This is a genomic window from Paraburkholderia lacunae (assembly GCF_003353175.1).
In the GTDB taxonomy this organism is placed as follows: domain Bacteria; phylum Pseudomonadota; class Gammaproteobacteria; order Burkholderiales; family Burkholderiaceae; genus Paraburkholderia; species Paraburkholderia lacunae.
In genome coordinates this window covers 316927-334368 of the sequence record NZ_QHKS01000001.1, presented here as the reverse complement: position 1 = coordinate 334368, position 17442 = coordinate 316927, and the positions used below count along the sequence as shown (strand labels likewise).

The following is a 17442-nucleotide window of genomic DNA, read 5'->3' as shown; positions in this document are numbered from 1 at the left end:
AAACGTGAAGCATCGACAGAGCGTCAGTGCAACGACCCTTGGCCGTGCCGCATCTTCGTGGCGAACTGGCTGGCGGTTTCGTTCGGCATCGGGCTCGCATGAATATGCGCGATGCGCCATTCGCCGCGTTCGTGGACCATCACGTAAGTGGTGAACACCATGGTTGGCGAGGCGGCCGGATTGGCCGGCCGGTGCGCTTCGGCAATCGCATAGACGACGGTGCCGAGGCTGTCGTACACGCGGATATCAAGCGGTTCGATCGAAACCGGCGCGGCTTCCAGCTGGATCTGCAAGCCGGCTCGAATGCTGTCGAGGCCGTGCAGATGCGAGCCGTCGGCGCAGATGCAGCTGACGAACTCCTCATCGATCCACAAGCCCATCAAGCTGTCGATATTGACCTCGGCGACGGCCTGATAGTAGGCGTTCAGGGTATCGGCGGCGGCTTCGAAGATATGGGCAAAACGTGGCATGGCTCGTCAGTCTCTTGTGCGCGGCGCGCGGTTGCGGGGCAGCAGTCAGCGGGACAGTCCGGGGCGCCGGACAATCGCACCCAAGCGCGAGAATGCCCGGGCCGCAAGGCGCGAACATGACGCGACGCGCTCAGATGCGTGCGGTGTTGCGTGCAAGTGTCAGTCGGTTCAACGTTGCGCGAGCAACATGCCGCGCAAATCGCCGAATACCTGTTCCGCGCCCAACTGTTTCAGGCAGTTCAGATGGCCGAGCGGACACTCGCGCTCAAAACAGGGACTGCATTCGAGATGGAGCCATTGTACCTTCGCAAGCTCCGACAAGGGCGGCGTGTGGCGCGGATCGGTCGAGCCGTACACGGCCACGAGCGGCCGACGCAGCGCGGCGGCCACGTGCATCAGGCCGGAATCGTTGGTGACGACCGCGTTGGCCCGCGAGATCAGCGCGCAAGCCTCGCCCAGCGCGGTCTGGCCGCACAGGTTGCGCACGTTCGGCGCTTTCTCCGCGATCGCCTGCGCAAGCGGCGCGTCTTTCGGCGAACCGAGCGCGACGATCTGCGTGTAGGGGAACGACTGGCCGACCATCTGCGCGAGCGCCGCGAAATGCTCGGGCGGCCAGCGCTTGGCCGGACCGTACTCGGCGCCGGGACAGAACACCAGCAGCGGCACGCGCGTGTCCAGATTGAAGCGCGCCGACACGCGCGACGCCTCGTTCAGGTCGGCGTCGAGCCGCGGCATGGGCAGATCGTCGGGGACCTTGGCGCCGGGCGCGTAGGCGAGGGCGGCGTAGTGGCCGACCATCGGCGGGCGCTCGTCCTTGCGCGGATTCGCGTGACGCACGTTCAGCAGGCCGTAGCGGCTTTCGCCCGTATAGCCGATGCGCAGCGCAATGCCCGCCATCCATGGAATCAGCGCCGACTTCAGCGAGTTCGGCAGTACGTAGGCCGCGTCGTAGCCGACATCGCGCAAGTCGCTCGACAGTTGCCAGCGGCGCAGCATCTGCAGCTTGCCGTGCGCGAGATCGGTTGCGTAGACGTCACGGATTTCAGGCATCCGTTCGAGCACAGGCGCGACCCACGAAGGGGCGACCGCGTCGATCACGATGCGCGGATGCAATTTCACGAGGCGCGCGAACAGCGGCTGCGCCATCAATGCGTCACCGATCCAGTTCGGTGCGATAACCAACGCGCGACGCATCAGAGTGAGTGTCCGGTGTCGAAACGAAGCGCCGCGCGCGCCATGCGCGTGGCGTTCAGGTTTGTGAAAGGGAGTCAGCCGCGAGGCGCGTGGCGCGGACCCGGCACGGCCGGACCCGCCGCGGCTGTGGCTGCGGCGTTGCTGCGAGGCGCCCGCGCAATCGCCTGCTGCCAGGGCAACGACGGCAGGTCAAACGACCAGCCGGGCAGCGGGCGAAGCCGACAGGACCGCAAGCAGGACCGCAAGCGCTCAGCGTTCAGTGTTCAATGACCTCTGACCACTTCGCCGTCGCGCAGCTTGTAGCGTGTACCGCAGTACGGACAACGCGCTTCACCGTGCGTCACGTCGATAAAGACACGCGGGTGGGCGCTCCAGCGCGGCATCGACGGATTCGGGCAATACGCCGGTAGGTCTTTTGCCGACAGTTCGACCAGCGGCATTTCCTTGATTTCGCTCATGGGGACTTTCTCGTTGTATGCAGGGTGCGTGCGTTGCGCCGTTGAAAAGGCCGGGGCAGCACGCGTTAGATCTTGCTCAGCCAGTGCGCGTACTTCTCGCTCTTGCCGTTCACGATATCGAAGAAGCCCGCTTGCAGCTTCTCGGTGATCGGGCCGCGCGCGCCCGAACCGATCGTGCGGTTGTCGAGTTCGCGGATCGGCGTGACTTCGGCGGCGGTGCCGGTGAAGAACGCCTCGTCGCAGGTGTAGACCTCGTCGCGCGTGATGCGTTTTTCGATCACTTCGATGCCGGCGTCTTTCGCCAGCGTGATGACCGTGTCGCGCGTGATGCCGTCGAGGCACGACGACAGATCCGGCGTGTACAGCTTGCCGTTGTTCACGAGGAAGAAGTTCTCGCCCGAGCCTTCCGACACGTAGCCGTCCACGTCGAGCAGCAGCGCTTCGTCGTAGCCGTCGGCGGTGGCTTCCTGGTTGGCGAGGATCGAGTTCACGTACCAGCCCGACGCCTTGGCGCGGACCATCGACACGTTCACGTGATGGCGCGTGAACGACGAGGTCTTCACGCGAATGCCCTTCTTCAGGCCGTCTTCGCCGAGGTAAGCACCCCACGGCCAGGCGGCGATCGCCACGTGAATCGTGTTGCCCTTGGCCGACACGCCGAGCTTTTCCGAGCCGACCCAGATGATCGGGCGCAGGTAGCAGGATTCCAGCTTGTTTGCGCGGACCACCTCGACCTGCGCCGCGGCGAGCGTTTCGTGGTCGAACGGCACGTCCATCTGGAAGATCTTCGCCGAGTTCAGCAGACGCTTGGTGTGTTCCTTCAGGCGGAAAATCGCGGTGCCGCCGTCGGCCGTCTTGTAGGCGCGCACGCCTTCAAAAACGCCCATGCCGTAGTGCAGCGTGTGGGTGAGCACATGGATCTTGGCATCGCGCCAGTCGATGAGCTTGCCATCCATCCAGATCTTGCCGTCGCGGTCGGCCATTGACATACGATTCTCCAGCAGGTGCGGTTGTGAGTGCCCCCAATCCTGTCGCTGCGCGTCAGGCTCCCCGAGGGGCAATCCCTCAATTCCCCCAGGAGACTTCCTTCCTTCGGGGCGGGGGACTTCCTGCGGGGCGGAAAACCCGGGGGGCGGCCCGGCGTTTTCTTGTGAGGTGGTGCGAAGACCGGTATTTTAGCGTCTTTTGCACACGGAACGGGCATTTGGGCGCATCGCGGGCGCTATAATTCGGCGCACGCATAATTCAACTCCGAATGCGCCAGCGGGTGCTCGATGACCTGGCGCCGACTTCCCTTCGTTGCGGCGCGTTTGGCGCCAACGCGTTTCGCCTCATGCTCGCTCGCCTGTCAAACCTCGATCGCCGTGCCTTCCGTCAGGGCGCGCGCGACTATTCGCCCACGCTGATGGCGATTTTTTCCTGGGGCCTCGTGACCGGCATTGCGATGAGCAAGTCCGTGCTCACACTGCCGCAGGCGCTCGCCATGTCGCTGCTGTGCTACGCCGGCTCGTCGCAGCTGGCGGTGCTGCCGCTGCTGGCGGCCAAGCTGCCGGTGTGGACCGTGCTGCTCACGGCCGCGATGGTCAATACGCGCTTCGTGATCTTCAGCGTCGGTCTCGCGCCGCATTTTTCCTATTTGCCGATGTGGCGGCGCATCGTGCTCGGCTATTTCAACGGCGATGTGATCTACCTGCTGTTCCAGAAGAAAAGCTTCCCGACCGGTTACGTGCCGGGCAAAGAGGCCTATTACTGGGGCATGGCGATCTGCAGCTGGCTGTCGTGGCAGGTGTCGTCGATCGCCGGCATTCTGCTGGCGAGCCTGATTCCGGACAACTGGGGTCTTGCGCTGGCGGGCACGCTGGCGCTGCTGCCGATCATGGTGTCGGCGATCGCGACGCGCTCGACGCTGGTCGCGGTCAGCATCGCCGGCATCGTGTCGCTGCTGGCCTTCGACCTGCCGTACCGGCTCGCGCTGCCGCTGGCGGTGATCGCGGCGATCATCGCGGGCAGTGCGACCGATCTGATGGCCGAGCGCGCCGACTTGCGCCGCATCCGCAACAGCGCCGGAGATTCCCCATGACGTCCACTCAGATCTGGCTGGACATTTTCGGCATGACCTTCGTCACCGCGGTGACACGCGCGATGTTTCTAATCGGCGGCGAGCGAACCGTGTTGCCGGAGCGCGTGCAAAGAATGCTGCGCTACGCGCCGGCCGCGGCGCTCGCCGCTGTCGTGCTCCCCGACGTGCTGAGCACCCCCGAGGGCCTGTCTTTCGCGCCGTCGAATCACGAGTTTTACGCGACGCTGGCCGGTCTCGGGTGGTTTTTGTGGCGCCGCACCATGCTAGGTACGATCGTCGTCGGGATGATCGTATTCACGCTCATGCGGCTCGTCATGTAATTGAGCAGGCTTGAAATGCTGCGTTGCGGCATGGGCGCGGCATCTTTCAAATACGGGACATTCGCCGAGCGGCGGGTCAGAAGGCAACGGGGATCAGTTAAAATGCCCTTTTCCGGGATAACCGCGCCGGTGTACAGCGCGAGAGCCGCGGCGCAAGCCGCCGGCGCCCGATTCAGCGGAGCCGCTGCTGTGCCGAAGCGCTGGAGTTCTGTTTTGCGCTGTGCGTCAGTGCGCCGTCCGTCACCGCCTTCTCATCAACTCGCACATACACGCCCATGAACAAGGTATTGCGTCTCTCCGATCTGATCGCCGAAGGCAAGCTATCCGGCAAACGCGTGTTCATCCGCGCCGATCTGAACGTGCCGCAGGACGACCAAGGCAACATTACCGAAGACACCCGTATCCGTGCCTCCGTGCCGGCTATCAAGGCCGCGCTGGACGCAGGCGCCGCCGTCATGGTCACCTCGCATCTGGGCCGTCCGACCGAAGGCGATTTCAAGCCGGAAGACTCGCTCGCCCCGGTCGCGAGGCGCCTCGCCGAGCTGCTCGGCCGCGACGTGCCGCTGGTCGCGAACTGGGTGGAAAACGGTGTGAACGTGGTGCCGGGCCAGGCCGTGCTGCTGGAAAACTGCCGCGTCAACAAGGGCGAAAAGAAGGATTCCGACGAGCTCGCGCAAAAAATGGCGAAGCTCTGCGACGTCTACGTGAACGACGCATTCGGCACCGCGCACCGCGCCGAGGCCACCACCCACGGCATCGCGAAATACGCGCCCGTCGCGTGCGCCGGCCCGCTGCTGGCCGCTGAGCTCGAAGCGCTCGGCAAGGCGTTGGGCGCGCCGAAGCGCCCGCTGGTGGCGATCGTCGCCGGCTCGAAGGTGTCGACCAAGCTGACCATCCTGAAGTCGCTGGCCGAGAAGGTCGATCAGCTGATCGTCGGCGGCGGCATTGCCAATACGTTCATGCTGGCCGCGGGCCTGAAGATCGGCAAGTCGCTCGCCGAAGCGGATCTGGTGAACGAAGCCAAGGCCATCATCGACGCAGCGAAAGCGCGCGGCGCCTCGGTGCCGATTCCGACCGACGTGGTCACGGCCAAGGAGTTTTCGCCGACCGCCAAGGCCGAAATCAAGGCCGTCGCCGACGTTCAAGACGACGACATGATCCTCGACATCGGACCGGAAACGGCCAGGCTGCTCGCCGCACAACTGGAAAAAGCCGGCACGATCGTGTGGAACGGCCCGGTCGGCGTGTTCGAGTTCGACCAGTTCGGCAACGGCACGAAGACGCTGGCTGACGCGATCGCCCGGTCGTCGGCGTTCTCGATTGCCGGCGGCGGCGACACGCTCGCGGCGATCGCCAAGTACGGCATCCACGACAAGGTCAGCTACATCTCGACGGGCGGCGGCGCCTTCCTCGAATTCCTCGAGGGCAAGAAGCTGCCGGCGGTCGAAGTTCTGGAATCGCGGGCTTAACGTGGCGACACGTTCCCCCACGGCAAAGTCTGCAAAGGCGCGCGGCGGCAAGTCGCCGCGCACCACCGCGGCAGCGACGGCAGGGGAGCGCGCAGCGCGCTCCGCCACCATCGCCGCGGTTGGTATCGAGCAAGAAAAATCCGGGTCGCCCTTCGCGCTCGGCGAGTTGACCACTGCCGGCGGAGCTGCGGAATTGTCCGATGGACAAGCCTCTCGATCGCAGGCAGAACTCCCGGACAGCGAGGCCGCGCTCGCACTCCAACCGGCGCCTCCTGTGCTGGTATCGAACACCGCTTCACCCCATAAAGCGACGCTGGGTTCAACCGGCGCGCAGCCCCTGGCAGCATCTTCCGGTGCGCAGCCTCCGCATCCGACTCGCAGCGCTCTTTCCAGCGATCCTATCCAGACGAGGAGACTCATGCATCGCGCCACCAAGATTGTCGCCACCATCGGCCCGGCTTCCAATACGCCGGAAATCCTGCTGCAAATGATTCAGGCGGGGCTCGACGTGGTGCGGCTCAATTTCTCGCACGGCACGGCCGACGATCACCGCCAGCGCGCCGAATTCGTGCGCGACGCGGCCCGTCAGGCGGGCCGCGAAGTTGCCATCATGGCTGACCTGCAAGGCCCGAAGATCCGGGTCGGCAAATTCGAAAACGGCAAGACCACGCTGCTCGCGGGCAACCCGTTCATCCTCGACGCCGACTGCGAACTCGGCAACGACGATCGCGTCGGCCTCGACTACAAGGACCTTCCGCGCGACCTGAAACCGGGCGACGTACTGCTGCTCAACGACGGCCTGATCGTGCTGAACGTAGTTCGCGTGCTCGGCAGCGAGATTCACACGACGGTGAAGATCGGCGGCGAGCTGTCGAACAACAAGGGCATCAACCGCCAGGGCGGCGGCTTGACGGCGCCGGCGCTGACCGCGAAAGACATGGAAGACATCCGCACCGCGATGTCGATCGGCGCGGATTTTGTCGCGGTATCGTTCCCGAAGAACGCGACTGACATGGAAATGGCGCGCCAACTCGCGAATATCGCGGGCGCGCCATACGGCATGAAGCCGAAGATGATCGCGAAGATCGAGCGCGCGGAAGCGATTCCGGCGCTGCAAGGCATTCTCGATGCATCGGACGGCATCATGGTCGCGCGCGGCGATCTGGCCGTGGAAGTGGGCAATGCCGCAGTCCCGGCGCTGCAAAAGCGCATGATCCGGATGGCGCGCGAGTCGAACAAGTTCGTGATTACGGCGACCCAGATGATGGAGTCGATGATTTACGCGCCGGTGCCGACCCGTGCCGAAGTGTCGGACGTCGCCAACGCCGTGCTCGACGGCACGGACGCGGTGATGCTGTCGGCGGAATCGGCGGCGGGCAAGTACCCGGTGCAGACCATCGAAACGATGGCGGCCATTTGCGTCGAGGCCGAAAAGTCGGAGCAGTCGGAACTGGATAAGGATTTCCTGAACCGCACGTTCACCCGGATCGACCAGTCGATCGCGATGGGTGCGCTGTTCACCGCTTACCATCTCGGTGCGAAGGCGATCGTTGCGCTGACCGAGTCGGGCTCGACCGCGTTGTGGATGTCGCGCCACTCGACCCACGTGCCGATTTTCGCGCTCACGCCGCGGGTCGGCAGCGAACGGGCGATGGCGCTGTATCGCAACGTGACCTCGCTGCATCTGGACACCAATACCGACCGCGACACCGCCTTGCAACAGGCGCTGGAAACCGTGGTGGGCAAGGGTTACGCGTCGCGCGGCGACATGGTGGTGCTGACCGTCGGCGAGCCGATGGGGCAGGCCGGCGGCACGAACACGCTGAAAATCGTACGGGTCGGTGAACCGTATTGATCAGGCAGCAACCTTCTTGCATGGGATCGGAGTAGGCGCTAAAGCGCCAACTCTGGTCGACACACTAACTCCCGCCGACCCACGGTGTGTGGGGCGGGAGTAAGCGCTAAAGCGCTAACTCCCGCCGACACAGGAGACTGCACGATCGGTACGGGCTTGATCGAGCGAAGCAGGCTGCATCGCCTGCGAGAGGCGGCGCACAGACTCCGGGCGCGGGTGCGGCGAATGCACGCCGGGTGCCTTGGGGGAAGGTGCGAACGGGTAGGTGGTTTGCTTCGCGATAAAATCGCCCAAAAGATGCCGACGGCACAGAATTCGTTTCAATCTAAGGAGTTACAGCATGCCTCTCGTATCAATGCGTCAACTGCTGGACCATGCTGCCGAAAACGGCTACGGCCTGCCGGCATTCAACGTGAACAACCTGGAGCAGGTGCAGGCGATCATGGCGGCGGCCGACAAGGTCAACGCTCCGGTCATCATGCAAGCTTCGGCCGGCGCGCGTAAGTACGCGGGCGAGCCGTTCCTGCGCCACCTGATCGAAGCAGCGGTCGAGTCGTATCCGCACATTCCGGTCGTGATGCACCAGGACCACGGCCAGTCGCCAGCAGTCTGTATGGCGGCGATCCGCAGCGGCTTCACCAGCGTGATGATGGACGGTTCGCTCGAAGCCGACGGCAAGACGGTCGCTTCGTACGAATACAACGTCGAGGTGTCGCGCAAGGTGGTTGAAGCGGCGCATTCGATCGGCATCACGGTGGAAGCGGAACTGGGCGTGCTCGGTTCGCTGGAAACCATGAAGGGCGACAAGGAAGACGGCCACGGCGCGGAAGGCACGATGACCCGCGAGCAACTGCTGACCGATCCGGAACAGGCTGCGGACTTCGTCAAGCTGACCCAGTGCGACGCTCTGGCGATCGCCATCGGCACCTCCCACGGCGCGTACAAATTCAGCAAGAAGCCGACGGGCGACATTCTGTCGATCCAGCGCATCAAGGAAATTCACCAGCGCATTCCGAACACCCATCTGGTGATGCACGGCTCGTCGTCGGTGCCGCAGGAACTGCTCGCGGAAATCCGCGAATTCGGCGGCGACATGAAGGAAACCTATGGCGTGCCGGTCGAGGAAATCCAGGAAGGCATCAAGAACGGCGTGCGCAAGGTCAACATCGACACCGACCTGCGTCTGGCGATCACCGGTGCGATCCGCCGCTACATGGCGACGAATCCGGGCAAGTTCGATCCGCGCGATTACCTGAAGCCGGCGCGTGAAGCCGCGATGAAGATCTGTATCGAGCGCTACACGCAATTCGGTTGCGAAGGCCAGGCCGGCAAGATCAAGCCGGTTTCGCTTGATAAAATCGCGGAGAAGTACAAGTCAGGCGAACTCGCGCAAGTCGTCCGCTAAGCTATAAATAAGCTCTGCGCCTGGCCGTTCGGCCAGGTTGTCGTTAGATCGCCGTTCCCGCATCATCCGGGGAACGGCGTTTCCCTTTTGTTCCGGTCACACTTTTTGCCTCACTTTTAGCGAACCACGACGATGTCTACCCTTTACGAATCCACGCTCCGCTCGCTGCCGCTGCTCGGCCGCGGTAAAGTCCGCGACAACTATGCGGTGGGCAACGACCAGTTGCTGATCGTCACGACCGACCGTCTGTCGGCGTTCGACGTCATCATGGGCGAGCCGATTCCGAATAAGGGCCGCGTGCTGAACCAGATGGCCAACTTCTGGTTCGACAAGCTCAAGCACATCGTGCCGAATCACCTGACGGGTGTGGCGCCCGAATCCGTGGTGGCGGCCGATGAAGTCGAGCAGGTGAAGGGCCGCGCCGTGGTGGTGAAGCGCCTCGAGCCGATTCTTGTCGAAGCGGTGGTGCGCGGTTATCTGGCCGGCAGCGGCTGGAAAGACTATCAGGCAACTGGCGCGGTTTGCGGCGTGGAGTTGCCGCCGGGGCTGCAAAATGCGCAAAAGCTGCCCGAGCCGATTTTCACGCCGGCAGCCAAGGCCGAAATGGGCCATCACGACGAAAACATCACCTACAACGAGATGGAACGCCGCATCGGCACCGAACTGTCGGCCACGATCCGCGACATCTCGATCAAGCTGTACAAGGAAGCGGCTGACTACGCGGCCACGCGTGGCATCATCATCGCGGATACGAAATTCGAATTCGGTCTGGACAACCACGGCAAGCTGTATCTGATGGACGAAGCGCTGACCGCCGATTCGTCGCGCTTCTGGCCGGCGGATCAGTATCAGGTCGGTACCAACCCACCGTCGTTCGACAAGCAGTTCGTGCGCGACTGGCTGGAAACCCAGCCATGGAAGAAGGAACCGCCCGCACCGAAGCTGCCGGACGACGTCGTCACGAAGACGGGCGAGAAGTATCAGGAAGCGCTCGAACGCCTGACCGGGCAGAAGCTCGCTTAATCCCGGTTATCGCGCCGTTCGAGAGACAAGGAAGCCCTAAGATGAGTGAAGTGCAGACTGCCCATACGCATAGCACGCCCGTCGTCGGCGTGCTGATGGGGTCCAGTTCCGATTGGGAAGTGATGAAGCACGCCGTGGCGATCCTGCAGGAGTTCGGCGTGCCGTACGAGGCGAAGGTCGTGTCCGCGCACCGGATGCCTGACGAGATGTTTGCATATGCGCAGAGCGCGCGCGAGCGCGGCATTCGCGCGATCATCGCGGGCGCGGGCGGCGCCGCGCATCTGCCTGGCATGCTGGCCGCCAAGACCACGGTGCCGGTGCTCGGCGTGCCGGTGGCGAGCAAGTATCTGAAGGGTGTGGATTCGCTGCATTCGATCGTGCAGATGCCCAAGGGCGTGCCGGTCGCGACGTTTGCGATCGGCGAAGCGGGCGCGGCGAATGCGGCGCTGTTCGCGGTGTCGATCCTGAGCGGCACGAGCGCCGAGTATGCGGAGAAACTGGCAGCGTTCCGGGTGCGCCAGAACGAAGCGGCCCACGCGATGGTGCTGCCTGCGCTGTAAGCGCAAAGGCTGATTGCTTTTAGACGTCCCCATGTCCGACCCCCGGCCGGGCGAGCGTGTTCGAATTGCACGAACGCATGCGCACCCGGCCGCGACCGACCACTAAGATGAACCCAGACAACACACCGGTTTCACCGATTCTGCCCGGCGCATGGCTTGGCATGGTCGGCGGCGGCCAGCTCGGCCGCATGTTCTGCTTTGCCGCCCAGGCGATGGGCTATCGCGTCGCCGTGCTCGACCCGGACGAAGGCAGTCCGGCGGGCGCCGTCGCCGACCGCCATCTGCGCGCGGCTTACGACGACGAAGCGTCGCTCACCGAGCTAGCGCGGCTCTGCGCCGCGGTGTCGACCGAATTCGAGAACGTACCGGCTGCGAGCCTCGACTTTCTCGCGAAGACCACCTTCGTCAGCCCGGCTGGCCGCTGCGTCGCGGTGGCGCAGGACCGGATCGCCGAGAAGCGCTTTATCGCGTCGTCGGGTGTGACGGTGGCGCCGCACGTGGTGATCGAATCGTCGGACGCGCTTGCCGCGCTCGACGATGCGAAGCTCGAAGCCGTGCTGCCCGGCATTCTCAAAACCGCGCGCCTCGGCTACGACGGAAAAGGCCAGATTCGTGTGCGCAACGCCGAGGAAGTGCGCGAGGCGCATGCGTCGCTGGCGGGCGTGCCATGCGTGCTGGAAAAGCGCTTGCCGCTGAAATTCGAAGTGTCCGCGCTGATTGCGCGCGCGTCGAGCGGCGCGTCGGTGGTGTATCCGCTCGCGCAGAACACGCATCGCGACGGCGTGCTGTCGCATACCATCGTTCCCGCGCCGGATGCGAGCCCGACGCTGGTTGCCCAGGCGCAGCAAGCCGCGCTGCAAATCGCCGACAAGCTCGGCTATGTGGGCGTGTTGTGCGTCGAGTTCTTCATTCTGGAAGACGGTTCACTGGTGGCCAACGAAATGGCGCCGCGTCCGCACAATTCGGGCCACTACACGGTCGATGCGTGCGCAACCAGCCAGTTCGAACAGCAGGTCCGCGCGATGACCGGCATGCCGCTCGGCGACACGCGTCAGCACTCGCCGGCAGTGATGCTGAACATCCTGGGTGACGTCTGGTTCCCGGACGGCCCGAAGCGCGCGGCGGTCACGCCGCCGTGGCACGAAGTGGCGGCGATGCATGCAGCGCGATTGCATCTGTACGGCAAGGAGGAGGCGCGTTGCGGCCGCAAGATGGGTCACGTGAACTTCACCGCCGCGACGCTCGAGGAAGCCCGCACGTCCGCTCGCGATTGCGCGCGGCTCCTGCACATCCTCACGAGCTGACGCGAGCGCCATGCCGGATCAAACCAAACCCTCCGAGGGCGCTGTGAGCGCTGCGCAGATCGAGCACGCGGCAGCGTTGCTGGATGCCGGCGAGCTGGTCGCGTTTCCGACCGAGACCGTCTATGGCCTGGGCGGCGACGCCGAAAGTCCGGACGCGGTCGCGCGCATCTACGCGGCGAAGGGGCGGCCGGCGAATCATCCGGTGATCGTGCATCTGGCGCCGCAGGGCGATCCGCATTACTGGGTCGAGCATTTGCCTGCCGAGGCGCAGCGCCTGATCGACGCGTTCTGGCCGGGGCCGCTGACCTTGATTCTGAAGCGTGCCGCGAGGATTCCGGCGGCGGTGAGCGGCGGACAGGATTCGGTGGGGTTGCGGTGTCCGTCGCATCCGGTTGCGCAAGCTTTGCTGGAGGCATTCAGCGCGTTGCGTGGCGGGCATGGTGGTGTGGCTGCGCCGTCGGCGAATCGTTTTGGCCATGTCAGTCCGACTACGGCACAGCATGTGCGGGACGAGTTTGGCGACGCGATTCATGTGCTGGACGGTGGCGCGTCGGATGTCGGGATTGAGTCGACGATTCTGGATTTATCGCGGGGGTTTCCGGCGCTGCTGAGGCCCGGGCATGTGACGCCGCAAGATATTGCCGATGTGCTCGGCGAGGTGCCGCGCTTCGCGGATGGGTCGGATGCGACCGCGCCGCGGGCATCCGGGACGTTGAAGGCGCACTATGCGCCGCGCACGCCGTTGGCGTTGTTGCCGTTCGATGTACTTGAGCCTTTGCTCGCTGCGCGGCAGAGCGGCGAACGCGTGGCGTTGGTGGCGCGGGTTTCTCGCGCTGGGCGGTGGATGGCTGCGGATGGCGTGCATTTCATTGCCGCGCCTGAGGATCCGCATGTTTATGCGCGCGAGTTGTATGGCTTGCTGCGCGCGCTGGATCGAGCGAACGTGTCGCGGATTCTGATTGAGAAGCTGCCGGATACGATTGAGTGGATCGCCGTCAATGACCGGCTCGGGAGAGCGGCGGCCGCCTTTGAAGCGCAAAGTTGAGGTTTTTACGCGTAACGCCTGGCCGGGTTGCTTGCCTGCGGCGTTGGTTCTTATTGATTCTGTTTGCCTTCGCGGCGCTTTGAGTTGCACGCCGCAGACGGACCGTCCATCGCCCCTGTGCGGGCAAAAAAGCAAAAACGCCCAGCTAATCAGATAGCCGGGCGTTCCGCGAAACAAAAACCTCGCCGCCGTGTAGCGGCAAAAACCAGACTATTTCCCAAGCCCGCTAGCAGCAACCTGCGACTGCACAAACTGTGCAAAAAGCGCATGCACATGCGTAGTCGGATGCACGGTATCCGCGAACATATAAGTCTGGTCCGCACCCGCGACCGTCAAAGTTTGCGGTGAGCAGAACAACGAAGAAGCAAACGCCGTCGGATCAGGTTCGCCAAACTTGGCCGCGGCCGTCGCCATCGCGGTCAGATTGCAAGCCGTGTCCGTGTTCGTCACGGTAAAGCCGCTGGCCGACGCATTGGCCATCAGCTTGTCCTGCCACGTGAACACATCGATCGGAATGACTTTGCTGTAGAGGCCGGCCTGCTGCAACGCACCGAAAAACGCGGCGTTGTAGACCTGCGTGATGCCCGTGATCAAAGCCGGTGCCTGTGCGCCCAAAGTCTTGACCTCCCGCAGCGCCAACGGCGTCGAGCCGATATCCGGCACATTCGACACCACCACATGGGTCGCGCCGCTCTGCAAGATCACGCCGACCTGCTGAGCCAACGCAACCGCCACCGGCCCAAGCGTCTTGAGCGTTTCCGTTTGCACCGCCAGCTGGCTGTTCATGCCGCCGGCGATGTCCGTCGTGATCGCGGTCGCCAGCGCCGGGAGTTGCGTGAAGATGTCGTTCGCGCCGCCGTTCACCAGCACCAGCTGATTCGAATTGAAGCTGCCGTGCGCGCTCAGATAGTTCTGCACCTGCGTGACGATCGGCACCGTGGTGGCCTGCGCGTAACTCGGCTGGCCAGCCGGTGCGTGACCCGGGCCGTTCGGATCCACCACACGCGCGCCGCCCTGCGCGTAGCCAAAGCCCGACGTGCTCACGAGCGGCTGACCGAAGCCGCCGAGCGCGGCCGCCGTCAGCGTGTCGCCATAGTATTCGGCAACCTTCTGCGTCCACACTTCGCCCGGATTGGTCGTGAAGCGGCCGCCGCCGAAGTTCTGCAGGATCACCGGCGCATACGTGCCGACGTCCGACAAGCTGTCGCCGAACGACACGACCTGCAATTTGACGCCGCCTGCCGGCGTGCTGCTGCTGCTGGAGTTGTTGTCGCTGCCGCCGCCGCAAGCCGCGAGCAGGGCAAACGCGGCACTGGCCATGGCGACTTGCGTGACGCGCGTGAAATGACGTTTCGTGAGCGCTGTCTGTTTCATGTTGGCTACATCTCCTCGTATGTTTTGGCCCTTATGCCATGTGCTGCAGGCGGCGCCCGCCGCGTCGGCGGCGTGGCGCCAGCTCACAGAATCTTCTACGGCCGGCGCGATGTTCCAAACGCGGCCGTATTGTTTTCATTGATGCTGGATGCTTCGCCCGACACCGCTGACCCGGCGGCGCGGCGCGCGTGATAATCCGCGGCCCATGCGGGCGGCGCGAACAGCGCACGCAATTTATTGCGCCCGCCACGCACGCTCGAGAAATCGGCGGCCATCGCGGCCCATTCGTGAAACGTCGCCCTCAGCGGGTTGTACGTATGAAGCGGCTTGACGATGCCGTACACCGGCGCATCGCGCGGATCTTCGTCGACGTAGCTGCCGAACAGGCGATCCCAGATGACCAGCACGCCCGCGTAATTGCGGTCGATATAACGGTCGTTGCGCGCGTGATGCACGCGATGAATCGACGGCGTATTGAACACATATTCGAGCCAGCCGAGCTTGCCGATCGCCTGTGTGTGCACGAAGAACTGGAAGCCGAGATTGATCAGCACGATCGCGACGATCTGCGTCGGCGCAAAGCCGAGCACGGCGAGCGGAACCCAGAACAGCCACATGCCGGCGATCGGATACATCAGGCTCTGGCGGAACGCGGTCGAAAAATTCATCCGCTCCGACGAGTGATGCACGACGTGTGCGGCCCACAGCCAGCGCACCCGGTGGCTGCAACGGTGAAACACGTAGTAGAGCAGATCCTGAGCGACGAACAGCACGGCGAACGAGGCCCAGCTCGCCGGCCACGTGTGGATACGATAGCGGTCGTAGAAAAACGCGTAGACGGGGATGATAGCGAGCCACGCGAGCTTGTCGGCGGCTTGTTGCATCAGTGCGAGCGCGGCGTTGCAGAGCGTGTCGCGCCAGCTATAGAGCTGTGCGCCGGGGCGCGTGCGCCGCAGGTGCCACGCCTCCCAGCCGATGCATGCGAGAAAGACTGGCGCCATGGCGAGCAGCAGCAATTCGGCATCGAATTGCATCGGGTCTTCCTCCATGGTCCCTGGCCGCTGCGCTTGCCGCTGCGGACGTTGTCGTTATCGTTTGATTGGGCCACGCCCGCGCGGCTCATGCACTGCGCGTTGCGTTTTCCGCGCCCCCTCAAACACTGCCCGACAGCGTACACGCTCGGACGCGTTGCCGCGTGCGGCTTCGCTAGAAGGAATCCTCAATGAGCCCCGCGCTTGTGCGGGTTTTTCCTGGGCTTGCTGCGCGCTGGGTCAGCGGCCTGTGCAAGCGGTTGCGCGAAACCCTGAGCCGGGCCCTGATACACCCATTCGAGCAACGCGTCGTGCGCGGCGCGCGCTGCTTCCGAATGCGGGTCGTTGATCAGGCTGACGACGACATAGCTGTTGCCGTCCGCCGACGCGACATAGCCCGCGATCGCCCGCACATCGCGCAGCGTGCCGGTCTTGATGTGCGCGTTGCCGCCCGCGCCCTCGTTGTTCAAGCGGTTGCGCATCGTGCCGTCGACGCCCGCGATCGGCAGCGACCCGACGAATACCTGAGCCACCGGGCTCGCGTTGGCCCGCTGTAGCAAATCGGCGAGCGCGAGCGCGGTGACGTGCTCGTCGCGCGAGAGGCCCGAGCCGTTGTCGAGGGTCAGGGACTCCATGTTGATCGCGTCGCGGCGCAGAAATGCCTGGATCGCGCGCGCCGATTTGGCCGGCGTGGCGGGCGGCGTTTCTTCCATCGCGCCGATCGTCAGGTACAGGTTGCGCGCCATCGTGTTGTTGCTGAACTTGTTGATGTCGCGAACGATGTCGGACAGCATCGGCCCCTGGTGCGTCGCGATCAGGCGCGCGCCGGTGGGCACCGGGCCTTCGCGGGTCGCGCCGCTGAAGGTGCCGCCGGTCTGCTGCCACAGCGCGAGGAAGCCGCCCGCGAAGAACGCGGAGTGATCGAGTACGGCAACATTGATCGTGCGCGGAGCGCAGCGCACCGAGTAGTCGCCCGTGAACGACGCCACCACCGTGCCATTGGGCTGTGGCGTGACGCTCGGCGAGACGGAGGCCGCGTCGCCGCGGCAGGGGCCATTGATTGCGTGCATCTGATTGTCGATCTGCAACTGCGCGAGCGCGGGCAGCACGTCGATCGCGACGCTGCCGTCCGGCGACGGCGTCAGCGTGAACGACAACGACTTGAACGCATACAGCAGCGGATCGGGGCCGACGTTGTACGGCGCGGTGGTGTCGTCGTCGAAGGGCGGCAGGTCGCGCGTCGCGGCGTCGAAGTAGCGTTTGTCGAGCACCAGCGCGCCGTCGAGGCCGGTGATACCCGCCTTGTGGATCTTCTGCACCAGATCGATCAGTTCTTCGGGCACGAGCTTCGGATCCCCGGTGCCCTGAATGTACAGATTGCCGTGCAGCACGCCGTTGCCGTCCACCGTGCCGTCCGCGTAGGCGCTGGTGCGCCAGCGATAGTCCGGGCCGAGTATCGACAGGCCGGAGTAGGTGGTGACGAGTTTCATCGTCGAGGCGGGCATCATCGGCTTGCCGGCGTTCAGCGCGACGATCGGCGTGTGTTCGCCGACCTTTTCGACCACCACGCTGATCGACGACAACGGCACGTGAGCGCGCTGCAAGCCGGCCATCACGGATTGCGGCAGCACCGTGCTGACGTTGACGCCCGGATGCTTCGCCTTGACGCGGGCCTGAGCGGACAGTGGCAGCGCCGTGCCGCAGGCGAGCGCGGCGCAGGCGAGCAGCAGCGCCGCCGTGCGCAGCGCGAACCGGCGTGGCGTGGGACCGGCAGTGGAACAACGGAGCGCGCGCGGCGCCACATGGCGTGCGAGAAAAGACAGGAAAGCGTGCGTCATGGACGGGCGAAAAAGC

Annotated in this window: 16 protein-coding genes; 9 read left to right on the top strand and 7 right to left on the bottom strand. The window is 64.5% G+C overall.

The annotated features are described in order from the left end of the window. Positions 1 to 23: 23 nt before the first annotated feature. The 4 genes from DLM46_RS01580 to DLM46_RS01565 form a co-directional block, all read right to left on the bottom strand. Entirely contained in the window at positions 24 to 470 is a 447-nt protein-coding gene (locus DLM46_RS01580; RefSeq protein ID WP_115098947.1) for a nuclear transport factor 2 family protein, read from the bottom strand. Positions 471 to 638: 168 nt separating this feature from the next. Further along, complete coding sequence (gene waaF, locus DLM46_RS01575) at positions 639 to 1664, bottom strand: lipopolysaccharide heptosyltransferase II (RefSeq protein ID WP_115098946.1); 1026 nt, start codon at positions 1662 to 1664, stop codon at positions 639 to 641. Positions 1665 to 1927: 263 nt separating this feature from the next. Then, positions 1928 to 2122: a zinc-finger domain-containing protein gene (locus DLM46_RS01570; RefSeq protein WP_115098945.1), complete on the bottom strand. Its 195-nt coding sequence runs from the start codon at positions 2120 to 2122 to the stop codon at positions 1928 to 1930. Positions 2123 to 2187: 65 nt separating this feature from the next. Continuing rightward, positions 2188 to 3111, bottom strand: coding sequence for a branched-chain amino acid transaminase (locus tag DLM46_RS01565; protein ID WP_115098944.1), 924 nt, complete (start codon positions 3109 to 3111; stop codon positions 2188 to 2190). Between the two features lie 344 nt (positions 3112 to 3455). Here DLM46_RS01565 and DLM46_RS01560 point away from each other — a divergent pair, with 344 nt between their 5' ends. The 9 genes from DLM46_RS01560 (at position 3456) to DLM46_RS01520 (ending at position 13183) form a co-directional block, all read left to right on the top strand. Beyond that, positions 3456 to 4202 (top strand): AzlC family ABC transporter permease, encoded by a 747-nt coding sequence (locus DLM46_RS01560; protein WP_115099260.1) that lies wholly within the window; start codon positions 3456 to 3458, stop codon positions 4200 to 4202. Further along, positions 4199 to 4522, top strand: a complete 324-nt coding sequence (locus tag DLM46_RS01555) for an AzlD domain-containing protein (RefSeq protein WP_115098943.1) — start codon at positions 4199 to 4201, stop codon at positions 4520 to 4522. The genes DLM46_RS01560 and DLM46_RS01555 overlap by 4 nt, the downstream gene beginning before the upstream one ends. 275 nt (positions 4523 to 4797) lie before the next feature. Next, positions 4798 to 5991: a phosphoglycerate kinase gene (locus tag DLM46_RS01550; RefSeq protein ID WP_115098942.1), complete on the top strand. Its 1194-nt coding sequence runs from the start codon at positions 4798 to 4800 to the stop codon at positions 5989 to 5991. A 418-nt stretch (positions 5992 to 6409) separates the two neighbouring features. After that, entirely contained in the window at positions 6410 to 7846 is a 1437-nt protein-coding gene (pyk, locus tag DLM46_RS01545; protein WP_115098941.1) for a pyruvate kinase, read from the top strand. Positions 7847 to 8186: 340 nt separating this feature from the next. Then, positions 8187 to 9251, top strand: a complete 1065-nt coding sequence (gene fba / locus DLM46_RS01540; protein WP_115098940.1) for a class II fructose-bisphosphate aldolase — start codon at positions 8187 to 8189, stop codon at positions 9249 to 9251. A 132-nt stretch (positions 9252 to 9383) separates the two neighbouring features. Next, on the top strand, positions 9384 to 10274 hold the full coding sequence (locus DLM46_RS01535) for a phosphoribosylaminoimidazolesuccinocarboxamide synthase (RefSeq protein ID WP_115098939.1): 891 nt from the start codon (positions 9384 to 9386) through the stop codon (positions 10272 to 10274). Between the two features lie 41 nt (positions 10275 to 10315). Continuing rightward, positions 10316 to 10834 (top strand): 5-(carboxyamino)imidazole ribonucleotide mutase, encoded by a 519-nt coding sequence (gene purE / locus DLM46_RS01530; RefSeq protein WP_115098938.1) that lies wholly within the window; start codon positions 10316 to 10318, stop codon positions 10832 to 10834. 107 nt (positions 10835 to 10941) lie between these two features. After that, the gene (locus DLM46_RS01525) at positions 10942 to 12138 is read left to right on the top strand and encodes a 5-(carboxyamino)imidazole ribonucleotide synthase (RefSeq protein WP_115099259.1); all 1197 of its coding nucleotides are present in this window, start codon (positions 10942 to 10944) and stop codon (positions 12136 to 12138) included. A 10-nt stretch (positions 12139 to 12148) separates the two neighbouring features. Continuing rightward, positions 12149 to 13183, top strand: a complete 1035-nt coding sequence (locus tag DLM46_RS01520; RefSeq protein ID WP_115098937.1) for an L-threonylcarbamoyladenylate synthase — start codon at positions 12149 to 12151, stop codon at positions 13181 to 13183. Between the two features lie 210 nt (positions 13184 to 13393). Here the strand turns inward: DLM46_RS01520 and DLM46_RS01515 are convergent, their stop codons facing one another. The 3 genes from DLM46_RS01515 to dacB form a co-directional block, all read right to left on the bottom strand. Then, positions 13394 to 14557, bottom strand: coding sequence for an SGNH/GDSL hydrolase family protein (locus DLM46_RS01515; protein ID WP_115098936.1), 1164 nt, complete (start codon positions 14555 to 14557; stop codon positions 13394 to 13396). Positions 14558 to 14652: 95 nt separating this feature from the next. Next, positions 14653 to 15591 (bottom strand): sterol desaturase family protein, encoded by a 939-nt coding sequence (locus DLM46_RS01510; protein WP_115099258.1) that lies wholly within the window; start codon positions 15589 to 15591, stop codon positions 14653 to 14655. 185 nt (positions 15592 to 15776) lie between these two features. Beyond that, entirely contained in the window at positions 15777 to 17426 is a 1650-nt protein-coding gene (dacB, locus tag DLM46_RS01505) for a D-alanyl-D-alanine carboxypeptidase/D-alanyl-D-alanine endopeptidase (protein WP_115098935.1), read from the bottom strand. Positions 17427 to 17442: the final 16 nt, after the last annotated feature.